The organism is Wolbachia endosymbiont of Nasonia giraulti (genome assembly GCF_048054155.1).
Taxonomy (GTDB): Bacteria; Pseudomonadota; Alphaproteobacteria; order Rickettsiales; family Anaplasmataceae; genus Wolbachia; species Wolbachia pipientis_C.
This window is the reverse complement of record NZ_JAFEVH010000033.1, coordinates 1-10,046: the sequence shown is the minus strand read 5'-3', so window position 1 is coordinate 10,046 and position 10,046 is coordinate 1. Positions and strand designations below refer to the sequence as shown.

Genomic DNA, 10,046 nt, shown 5'->3' with positions numbered 1-10,046 from the left:
AAAGGTAGAGCAAAAGTGGATTACTGCTTTGCCTAATTGGGCTTTAACTATGTCTCAACTTGATATCTTTTTTCCTGGTAGGTTAAAAATTGAGTTGAATTGAAAATGCGGTTTGACACACTTTTTTGAACGTTCCCATTCCAACAACATTTTAGTGAAACTTAACAAGCTTATCTATAGTTTTAGTGATGATTCTTGGAGTATTTGGAGAGACTTCTGAGCCCAGTTTATTTAACCGCTCTATAGCAAACCCGCTGTTCTCATTTATTATGAAATCACATAAAATATTTTCTATATCTTTAATAACACTTTCATGCTTTCTCAGAGGATGGTTATTCGGATATCTATGAATGGTTTTGATGCTAGAATACTCAACGAAAGCTTGATCTTTAAAAGCAAGTTGTCTCAATTTCTCTTTGAATTTTTCTTCTTCATCTCTTGCTAAAAGGCAAGACTTTATCAGTGATTTTATAATCGAGTTTATAGCCTGATGTATTTCAGAATGCACTATAACTTTGATGATATTTTCTTCCACTATGCAATCATAAGTGCTTTTTTCGCTCTTTAATGACTCTATAAGCATTTTGCTATTTTGCGAATTCAATTCTAGATTCTCTTCACTTATAGGAGTCATTATAAAGGTATTCTTATTTACCCTGATGTAAAATTGTGGCAACCCTTTAGAACAGGCAAATGCTACATCCTTAGACTCAAGTGCGTGATTGTATGAAGAAGAAAGGGTGCTTGCTATAACGCTACTTGGTACTTTCATTCCATGATTACTTAGGTGATTTAACACATTCTCAACATCATGATATGTAAAACCTGTATCTTTTATCAATTCAACAACTTCTATGCAATTGTGTTGTTTATACTCTATTGTCACTTCTTCTGTAAAAAGAGTTTTAGCTGCTATATGCTTATCAAGCACTGTGAAAATCTTGATGAAACTCTCTAAATCTTGTTTGTTAATTAATTCAATACTAATTAAGTTGTTGCTAACAATTATAATATTTTTTATCATTTTTTCCCACTAAAAAAACTCACTAGATGAATTGTATTTTTAATTCATTAAAAATTGTTTAAAGTGGGTATGCCAGCAACGGTAAGACAAAAAAATCACATAAAATCTTCATTATGTATTATATTACATCCCTCGTGTTCATCACTGCCGCTTGTGTAAGCTGTTGCATTAATGCTATCTTCATTGTTATTTAACATATTATCCAACTTTCCTTCTTTTTCAAGATCCATCAATTTGTCACATCCAGCAATATGATGTAAATAATCACCATTTTCATCAGTAATAAAAATTTGTGGAACTGTCCTGACGTTATATTTTGATTTTATACCGTCAAACAAATCCGAGTTTCTAAGTACATCAATTTCTTCGTATTTCACACCTTTTTCATCCAATAACTCTTTTGCTTTCTTGCAGAATGGGCAGTACTTCTTCACATATATTACAACTTTTCCTTTAGTGTTTTTCACGATTTATCTCCATAGTTCATAAAATACAACTATTATATATAAAAAATATATATAAAATATCAAATTGTATGAAAATTATTTACAACTGTGAGCAAGGGATAAAAGATAATGTGGCACTAACTTTCGGAAATTTTGATGGCGTTCATTTAGGACATAAGTTTGCAATTTCCAATCTAAAGGAGGTAGCACAAGAAAGAGGATTACCCTCTGCAGTTTTAACTTTTGAGCCTCACCCATCAACTGTTTTATTTAGTAGGAACAATTTTAGGTTAATAGACCAAGAACAAAAAAAGGAACTAATCAGCAGCTATGGTATAGATTACTTGTATATTATTAATTTTAGTAGAGGTTTTTCTGAGGTTAGCTGCGATGACTTTATTGGTAAGATTTTGGTAAAGAAGTATGGTGCTAAACATATAACTGTTGGAGAAAGTTGTACTTTTGGTCACAAACGATTGGGTAACATATTAACTCTAGAAAAATATTCTCAGATGTATGAATATTCTTTAACTAAATTAGAGCCATTGATAATCGATAGAAAAATTTGCTCTTCTTCCTCAATCAGGGAGTGTTTACAAAAAGGCGAAATAGAAATTGCTAATAAATTGCTTGGTAGGTCTTATCAAGTTTCTGGTATTGTAACAAAAGGTGCATGTAGAGGTAGAGAAATAGGGTTTCCAACCATAAACATTCCGATAGAAGATTACATGATAAAACCTAAGCTTGGTACATATTACGCCAAAGTTGCATTTTCTGAAAATAGTTCAAGTTGGCTATATGGAGTAGTCAACATTGGTATGAGACCTACATTTAAGGACTTAAAAAAACCTATAGTAGAAATGCATATATTTGACTTCAACGAAAATGTATACAATTTTAAGGTTGACATACAACTTTTAAAATTTATTAGGGCAGAAAAAAAATTCCATAGTATTAACGAGTTAACAAAACAGATAGACCGTGATATAATGAAGGCTTACCAGTTAAAGATAAACTTATGAAAAGGATATGTTTAGTTATTATATTGATTATAGTATCATTCGATCAAACAAGTAAATTGTATATAAACTCATTGATTGATGAGGGGGAGTCAATCGAGATTACTAGTTTTATGAAATTAGTTGAAGTTTGGAATTCAGGAATTAGCTTTGGAATGTGTAGTACTCTGCCGCATGGCAGCTTCTTTTTTTCGGTATGTTCAATATTAATAATTGGTATACTTGCATACTTGATATATAAATCTAATGATAAGTCAATTTACCTTAGTTTTTCTCTGATGATTGGTGGAGCGATCGGAAATGTAATTGATAGAATCTATTGGGGCGCTGTATATGATTTCATATATTTTCATATCAATGATTGGTATTGGCCAGCCTTTAATTTAGCTGATCTATCTATAGTTTGTGGAATGTGTACATTGTTATATAAGTGGTATATATGATAGGTCTATCTCTAAGCAAAATGAGGAATGAAATAATGCTTCGCAAATTCTTTAGTTTTTTTATACTATCTGTGTTTTTTTTCATTTGTCCGATTTCTTTGGAAGCTGAAATCATAAAGCATGCTAAGCTCAGTAACGGATTAGATGTTTATGTAGTACCTAATCACCGAATTCCAGCTGTTTTTCATGCAATAATATATAAAGTTGGGGGAATGGATGACCCAATTGGCAAAGCAGGATTGGCTCACTACTTTGAACACTTAATGTTTGAAACTACAGGAAAATTTAAAGACATAAAATCCACTTTGGGCAGCATTGGGGCCCAATTTAATGCTTTTACCACTAAAGAATACACCTGCTACTACGAATTAGTTCTCAAAAAAGATTTACCACTAGCAATGGAAATTGAAGCAGACAGAATGGGCAATTTTGATGTTACTCAAGACAAAATAGATAGAGAAAAAAATATCGTATTAGAAGAAAGAAAGATGAGATTTGATAATAATCCTGAAGCTTTACTATGGGAGGAAATGAACAGTGCATTTTATCGTAATGGTTATGGTAGGTCTGTTATTGGTTGGGAGAGCGATATTAAAACTTACAATCAAGATGACATAACAAGGTTTCATGATAACTATTATCATCCAGGTAATGCTATACTGCTCGTTGTTGGTGATGTAGAATTTGAAGAAGTAGCGGAATTAGCAAAGGAAAAATATGGTGCAATTAAAGCTGAGCCTGTAGTTAAGCATTATCCGAACCAAGATTCAATACATAATGCAGATATATCGGTAATTTTAGAAAGCACTGAAGTGAAAGAGCCAGTTTTATACTTTCGCTGTAGTATTCCTTTATTTGAGCAAATAAGTGAAACTTTTCCTGTTGATTTGGCAGTTGATGTTTTGGGGAATGGCAAGTCTAGTAAGCTATATAAAGATTTAGTTCTAGATAAGAATGTAGCAGTAGAAGTGTTTGCTTATTATAATAGCTTAGCTTTTAGTAATGGTTACATTGAGATTCGGGTAACTCCAAAAAGCGGGGTAGATTTGGATGCTGTTGCAAGAGAGTTAGAAAATTCTATTAATCACTTTACCTCTGAAGAAATAACAAGTGAAGAGTTGCAAAGCACAAAGTCTAAATACAAAGCAGCACAGTTTGATAATCTATCTGATTTAACTAGTGTAGCAATGTTTTATATACCACGTCTAGCACTAGGTATCCCACTTGATGAAATAGACATTTCATATAGCAAAATTAATGATGTCAATCTGAAAGATGTAAATCACAAAATTCGTACTATTTTTTCTACTAATAAATTAGTCGGCCGTTTGCTGCCAAAAGGAGGTAATAATGATGAGAGTAAGTAAACTTTTATTTCTACTTTTTTTCTGTCTAGGCTTTAATTTGCAGGCGAGCAGCCACCTAAATATAGAGGAGGTTACTACTAATAAAGGGCTTAAGTTTCTGTTTGTTAAAAACCGTGATTTACCAAAAGTTTCACTCAATATATCATTCAAAGATGCAGGTTACGTGTATGAAAGTGCAGAAAAGCAGGGACTTGCTTGGTTTACTTCTCTTGTAATTCAAGAAGGAGCAGGAAAGAATGATGCCAAAGATTTTGTAAAAAAGCTTGAGGATAAAGGAATTAGTTTAAATTTTATTGCTGGTTTAGAAGCATTTAGGGTTTCATTGAATACTTTATCTGAGAATCTAGAGGATGCAATTTCACTACTAAGTGATGCTATAATGCGTCCTAAAGTTGATCCTGAAGGATTGAATAGAGTTTTTGAAAAAGCCAAAGTAAACTTTAATAATTTTGAAAAAGATCCTTATTTTATTGCTGCAAAAGAGTTGGATACGTTGTTGTTCAAAAAACATCCTTACTCAAGAGATCCATATGGAACTCTAGACACTATAATGAGCATTACTAGAGACGATGTTTTAACATACATAAAGCGTAGTTTTACTAAGGATAATATCGTTATTAGTATTGTTGGTTGTACAACAAAAGAAGAAGTTAGTACGCTACTCGATAAATATTTATCTAAGTTACCATCAAAAAGATCAAAAATTAGGAAGGTATCTGTAAAAAATGAATTTGGGCCTGCAGAAAGTAAGAGCGTTTTTATGGATATACCACAGAGTGTAATACTTTTTGCTCAAAGAGGCATAGCATATGAAGACCCTAATTACTATAATGCTAGTGTTTTGATTAATGCGCTTGGTGGTATGAGTCTAAACTCAATACTGATGAAAGAGTTGAGACAAAATCTAGGTATTACTTATGGTGTCAGTGCACGTAATGTTCCTAATAAGCATGGAAATATTATATCTGGATTTATGAGTACTGATAGTTCCACTGCTAGCAAAGCTATATCAGCAGTAAAAGATACATTTAGCAGAATAAAAGAGGAAGGAATTGACGAACAACTATTCAAGGATGCAAAAATCAGTTTAGTAAACCTTATCTTCTCTTTTCTATCCAATAATGCGAATACAGCAACGTTACTGGATAGTATGCAGATAGACGATCGTGATATTAACCATATAAATAATTATGCAAATATCATTAATGATGTTCAATTGGAAAAAGTAAACAAGCTGGCAAGTTCTTTACTAAATCCTGAAAATTTATTTTTTGTTGAAGTTGGAAGAAACGCTCAAGGTCAATAGTTAATACCTTCTGCTATTGATCTTACTGCTTTTACATAACACTTATGCTCTTCAGCTAGAATGCGCTCTGAGAGACCGTGAACATCATCATTTGGTAACACTGGAACAGTAGCTTGAGCGATTATGGCTCCAGCATCAATTTCAGGAGTAACATAATGCACAGTACATCCTGTAATTTTTACACCCGCTTTCAGAGCTTGCTCCTGAGCATTTAGGCCCTTAAATGACGGAAGTAAAGAGGGATGAATATTTATAACTTTGTTATGCCATTTATTCAGGAAATTGGCCTTTATAATTCTCATAAACCCTGCAAGGCAAATTAAATCAACCTTATGTTGAACAAGTATTTCATGAATTTTATCAGTATCAAGTGGCTTATCTTCAATAACAAATGCTGAAACTCCTGCTTGCTTTGCTATTTTAAGGCCTCCAGCTTCACTATTATTTGTGATAACACACACAGTTTCAGCAGGGAAATTCTGATCTTGACATGCTTCTATTAAAGCCTGCATGTTTGATCCTCTACCTGAAATTAGTATTCCAAGTTTTATCTTTTTCATTTTAGTGCAGCCGCAAGAATGGATATTAATAAAATAGCTCAAAAGGAAAGTTTATTTTAGAATAAATACTATTGTGTAGCAATACTTTACACTGCTGGATAACATGGAATTAAAGAAATCATTCAGTTTGAAGTAACTTTAACATTTAATTTTAGGAATATTATACAATTTATGGTAAATAAATGCATATTTTTATGGCTGCGTTATTATTTATTTAGCAAAGTATTAGTATAATTTACTACACTGAATTAAATGGAGAAAATTCAATGAATAAATTACCAAGCAATGCAAAAACAAGCAAGTCTCAGGTTACTCAGTGGGAGGTAATAAAAAATTGTGAATATTCTGATAATTGTTTATCAAAAGTAGTAACTTTATACGTCATTAAAATGGCAGAATTATCAGATATTTATACGAGTAATGAACCTGAAATTAATACTATACTTACAAGAATAAGCATAACAAGTGAAAATGCATTTTTAAATAAGGTTGTTGATATTGAAATTATGGAGGGCATTTTTCCGTACAAATTCAACAGCAAGAAGAAAAATAACATATCAAGGCTAGAAGATTTGTACAATTATTTATGTTCTACTGTTATTGATAGCCTTCCAAAAGAAATGCTTGAAAGCCTAAGAAGAGAATACAGAGACGCTGTTAACTTATTTAAAGCAATTACTTAACTAGGTGTAGCATTTTTAAGACTTTACCTTCTATTTCAGAAATGCCACTTTCAAGATCTTTATCTATCAAACATATGGTAGATAAATATGTTTTCTGCTTCTTTTCAACATTGATAGTTAAAGTTCCAGGAGTAATCGTAACCGAGTTAGCAAATAATGCAATGGTCTTATCATTATGTCCTATGCATTCCCTTACAATAACAATTGGCTCAACTGTAGATTTGAATCGTAGCACCTTTTTTGTTACATAAATACTTGAAAAAATAATTTGGTAAATTAGCCAAGGTATATAACTTATAAGCTGATAAAGTGACAGCCTACCACTATCATTTAGAATTTGACTAAGGGCACTTTCAGCATCAATTAACCTTTTAAAGATAATCAATGTGAACACAGAAGAAAATACTCCACAGAGAATAAAAAAAGGCTCGAAATAACCAGACAATGTAATCCATAGAGAAGACAAAATCACAAATGATAGAGAAAAAAACTTAATATTTTGCCTGACTTTCATGATTTGGAGTATAACTTAAATGATTTTTTAGGAAAATAAAAAGTTCTTGATTTTTGTGTCAAAGAACATAATAACCAAGTTATTTTAATAAGTAGTGGAGATTATGACGCTTGATGATTTTCTAAAAATGCTTGAAGAAATAAATGATACTTCAGGTTTAAGCAAGAACAACATAGTTGAAAGAATAAAAATAAAATTAGAAAGAATTGATTTACGGAGGTGGGAAGATAGTGGATTTAATATCAATCATATATTCACTACACATAGTGATCTAGATCCTGTAGAAACTACATTGTTGCATTTTGCTGCTAAGAGTGGCTATGAGAACATAGTAATAGCTCTAATTGAATATGGAGCATATGTTGATGCATGGGACAGCGATGGATGCACCCCTTTACATTTTGCTGCTGAATGGAACCACAAAGGCATATTAGATATTTTAATTGAAAGTGGAGCAAATGTTAATGCGTGGGACAATGATGTATGTACACCTTTACATCTTGCTGCCGAAGGTGGAAATGAAAGTGTAGTAAGAGCTCTAATTGCATGTGGAGCAGATGTTAACGCGCAGAACAATGATGGACACACTCCTCTACATTTTGCTACTAAGAGTGGCTATGAGAACATAGTAATAGCTCTAATTGAACACGGAGCATATGTCGATGCGTGGGATAATTATAGAAGCACTCCCTTGCATTTTGCTGCTGAAAGTGATAATGAAAACATAGTAAGAACTCTGATTGAACATGGAGCATGTGTTAATGTGTGGGATAGTTGTGGACGCGCTCCTTTGCATTTTGCTAGCGATCATGAAAGTATAAGAGATATTTTAATTGAAAGTGGGGCATATGTTAGTAAACAGAACAATAATAGATATGCTCCTTTACACTTTGCTATTGAATGGGGCTGCAAAGATGTGATAAGTTCTTTGTCAGGTAATGCTATTCCTAGGTCTGAAATGGCAGTAGGAAGAGTGGAACAAATTACACTTGCAGGAAGATTAGAGCTTTTTTAACCAAACTTGCATTTACTGAGATAATTGTTTTGTTATGAATTAAACCAAAAGTTCTGTAATATATTGAAGCTTAAAGATATCTTTAGATATGGAAGTTATTGCAGAAAATAGGAAAGCAAGGTTTGAATACTTTATCTTAGAAGAATTTGAAGCAGGTATAATCCTCTTAAGTAGTGAAGTAAAATCACTAAGGGAAAGAAAAGCAAACATTTCTGATGCTTACGTTACTGAAAAAAAAGGTGAAATATGGCTAAACAATATGCATATTGCAGAGTATAAAGCTGCAAACCAAAAGAATCACAAGCCAAAAAGAGAACGAAAATTGCTTTTGCATAAAAAAGAGATAAATAAGCTAATTGGTCAAATCAAAATCTCTGGAATAACTGTTGTGCCACTTTCTATCTATTTTAATGATAAAGGGTTGGCAAAAACTAAAATTGCTATTGTTAAAGGAAAAAAACTCTACGATAAGAGAGCAACCATAAAGCAGAGAGAGTGGGACCGTGAGAAAAGTAGATTGTCTAAGAATAATTTGTAGTAAAATATGTCTTTAAGTCCAGTTATTTTTAGCATCGGTCCTGTTTCTATATATTGGTACTCTTTAGCATATGTTTTGGGTATAGTTTCTGCATATTGGTATTTACATAAGCTAGACAATCAAAAAATATTTACTAAGAATTTTTACGATTCGTTATTAACAGCCGTTATTATAGGCATTATCCTTGGAGGTAGGCTTGGCTACGTATTGATATATGATCCGGTTCTCTATATAAGCAATCCTATCGAGATACTAAAGACCTGGGAAGGAGGGATGTCATTTCATGGCGGTGCTATAGGAGTTTTGCTTGCAGTAATAATCTCCTGTAGAAGACATAACATTCCTATATTTTACACACTGGATCTAATTTCTTGTGGAGTTCCGATAGGTTTACTTCTAGGCCGCATAGGTAATTTTATAAATGGAGAGTTATTTGGCAGGGTTACAACTATGCCGTGGGGTATGGTATTTCCAGAAAGTGGTGATAATTTATTGCGCCATCCAAGCCAACTTTATGAAGCATTTTTAGAAGGAGCGCTACTTTTCGTAGTTGTAAATTCACTATTTTTCTTGAACAAAATGAGATTGTATTATGGTGCAACAACTGGAGTTGCAGTTATGTTGTATGGAGTAGCACGTTTTATGGTTGAATTTTTCCGCGAGCCAGACTATCAAATTGGCTATTTATGGTTCAATTTAACTATGGGACAGTTGCTTTCTATACCTATGATTTTGGTGGGAATGCTTATATATTTAGGTGCGTTGAATTTTAGGTTTGATACAAAATCTATTCAATAGACAAGAGGTAAGTTGAATAAAAAAATATAGTAGAAGTTTATCTACTACATAGCATGTACAACTGTACTAACTTTTCGTGTTGCAGAGAATAAATGTAAGACCAGCAAACCTTCGTTGTATAGCTATAAGAAAAACTTAGTAGCTACTGACCAAATTCATTACTAAGTAGATATTCATTTTCCACCAGAATATTCGGGAACGTTCAAAAAAGTGTGTCAAACCGCATTTTCAATTCAACTCAATTTTTAACCTACCAGGAAAAAAGATATCAAGTTGAGACATAGTTAAAGCCCAATTAGGCAAAGCAGTAATCCACTTTTGCTCTACCTTTTT

At 32.5% G+C, this 10,046-nt stretch carries 11 protein-coding genes and 1 pseudogene; 8 read left to right on the top strand and 4 right to left on the bottom strand.

The window, feature by feature from the left end; translation table 11 throughout:
• Positions 1–151: 151 nt before the first annotated feature.
• Positions 152–1,024 (bottom strand): hypothetical protein, encoded by an 873-nt coding sequence (locus tag JR312_RS04695; protein ID WP_264331218.1) that lies wholly within the window; start codon positions 1,022–1,024, stop codon positions 152–154.
• A gap of 95 nt (positions 1,025–1,119) precedes the next feature.
• On the bottom strand, positions 1,120–1,491 hold the full coding sequence (locus JR312_RS04690; RefSeq protein ID WP_264331219.1) for a glutaredoxin: 372 nt from the start codon (positions 1,489–1,491) through the stop codon (positions 1,120–1,122).
• A gap of 68 nt (positions 1,492–1,559) precedes the next feature.
• Between JR312_RS04690 and ribF the strand changes: the two genes are divergently transcribed.
• The 4 genes and pseudogenes from ribF to JR312_RS04670 all read left to right on the top strand — a co-directional run bounded on the left by ribF (position 1,560) and on the right by JR312_RS04670 (position 5,605).
• The gene (ribF, locus tag JR312_RS04685; protein WP_264337145.1) at positions 1,560–2,492 is read left to right on the top strand and encodes a riboflavin biosynthesis protein RibF; all 933 of its coding nucleotides are present in this window, start codon (positions 1,560–1,562) and stop codon (positions 2,490–2,492) included.
• A pseudogene (gene lspA / locus JR312_RS04680) lies at positions 2,489–2,963 on the top strand (signal peptidase II). The gene ribF and the pseudogene lspA overlap by 4 nt, the downstream one beginning before the upstream one ends.
• 4 nt (positions 2,964–2,967) lie before the next feature.
• Positions 2,968–4,299, top strand: a complete 1,332-nt coding sequence (locus JR312_RS04675; protein WP_416647848.1) for a M16 family metallopeptidase — start codon at positions 2,968–2,970, stop codon at positions 4,297–4,299.
• Positions 4,286–5,605 (top strand): M16 family metallopeptidase, encoded by a 1,320-nt coding sequence (locus JR312_RS04670; protein WP_416647847.1) that lies wholly within the window; start codon positions 4,286–4,288, stop codon positions 5,603–5,605. The genes JR312_RS04675 and JR312_RS04670 overlap by 14 nt, the downstream gene beginning before the upstream one ends.
• Here the strand turns inward: JR312_RS04670 and purN are convergent.
• Complete coding sequence (gene purN / locus JR312_RS04665) at positions 5,599–6,165, bottom strand: phosphoribosylglycinamide formyltransferase (RefSeq protein ID WP_416647846.1); 567 nt, start codon at positions 6,163–6,165, stop codon at positions 5,599–5,601. The two genes, JR312_RS04670 and purN, sit on opposite strands and share 7 nt — an antisense overlap.
• Positions 6,166–6,431: 266 nt before the next feature.
• Here purN and JR312_RS04660 point away from each other — a divergent pair, with 266 nt between their 5' ends.
• On the top strand, positions 6,432–6,848 hold the full coding sequence (locus JR312_RS04660; protein WP_007301944.1) for a hypothetical protein: 417 nt from the start codon (positions 6,432–6,434) through the stop codon (positions 6,846–6,848).
• Here JR312_RS04660 and JR312_RS04655 read toward each other — a convergent pair.
• The gene (locus tag JR312_RS04655; RefSeq protein ID WP_006015458.1) at positions 6,841–7,362 is read right to left on the bottom strand and encodes a Na+/H+ antiporter subunit E; all 522 of its coding nucleotides are present in this window, start codon (positions 7,360–7,362) and stop codon (positions 6,841–6,843) included. The two genes, JR312_RS04660 and JR312_RS04655, sit on opposite strands and share 8 nt — an antisense overlap.
• A 103-nt stretch (positions 7,363–7,465) precedes the next feature.
• Between JR312_RS04655 and JR312_RS04650 the strand changes: the two genes are divergently transcribed.
• From JR312_RS04650 to lgt, 3 genes are all read left to right on the top strand, one after another.
• Positions 7,466–8,377, top strand: coding sequence for an ankyrin repeat domain-containing protein (locus tag JR312_RS04650; RefSeq protein ID WP_416647845.1), 912 nt, complete (start codon positions 7,466–7,468; stop codon positions 8,375–8,377).
• Between the two features lie 88 nt (positions 8,378–8,465).
• Positions 8,466–8,915, top strand: coding sequence for an SsrA-binding protein SmpB (gene smpB / locus JR312_RS04645; RefSeq protein ID WP_264331226.1), 450 nt, complete (start codon positions 8,466–8,468; stop codon positions 8,913–8,915).
• A 6-nt stretch (positions 8,916–8,921) separates the two neighbouring features.
• Entirely contained in the window at positions 8,922–9,713 is a 792-nt protein-coding gene (gene lgt, locus JR312_RS04640; RefSeq protein WP_416647844.1) for a prolipoprotein diacylglyceryl transferase, read from the top strand.
• Positions 9,714–10,046 lie beyond the last annotated feature (333 nt).

Coding starts and splice junctions, on each gene's coding strand:
- JR312_RS04655 (WP_006015458.1), bottom strand. CDS start 7,362: ATGAAAGTCAGGCAAAATATTAAGTTTTTTTCTCTATCATTTGTGATT.
- lgt (WP_416647844.1), top strand. CDS start 8,922: ATGTCTTTAAGTCCAGTTATTTTTAGCATCGGTCCTGTTTCTATATAT.
- ribF (WP_264337145.1), top strand. CDS start 1,560: ATGAAAATTATTTACAACTGTGAGCAAGGGATAAAAGATAATGTGGCA.
- JR312_RS04650 (WP_416647845.1), top strand. CDS start 7,466: ATGACGCTTGATGATTTTCTAAAAATGCTTGAAGAAATAAATGATACT.
- JR312_RS04670 (WP_416647847.1), top strand. CDS start 4,286: ATGAGAGTAAGTAAACTTTTATTTCTACTTTTTTTCTGTCTAGGCTTT.
- purN (WP_416647846.1), bottom strand. CDS start 6,165: ATGAAAAAGATAAAACTTGGAATACTAATTTCAGGTAGAGGATCAAAC.
- JR312_RS04675 (WP_416647848.1), top strand. CDS start 2,968: ATGCTTCGCAAATTCTTTAGTTTTTTTATACTATCTGTGTTTTTTTTC.
- JR312_RS04695 (WP_264331218.1), bottom strand. CDS start 1,024: ATGATAAAAAATATTATAATTGTTAGCAACAACTTAATTAGTATTGAA.
- JR312_RS04660 (WP_007301944.1), top strand. CDS start 6,432: ATGAATAAATTACCAAGCAATGCAAAAACAAGCAAGTCTCAGGTTACT.
- smpB (WP_264331226.1), top strand. CDS start 8,466: ATGGAAGTTATTGCAGAAAATAGGAAAGCAAGGTTTGAATACTTTATC.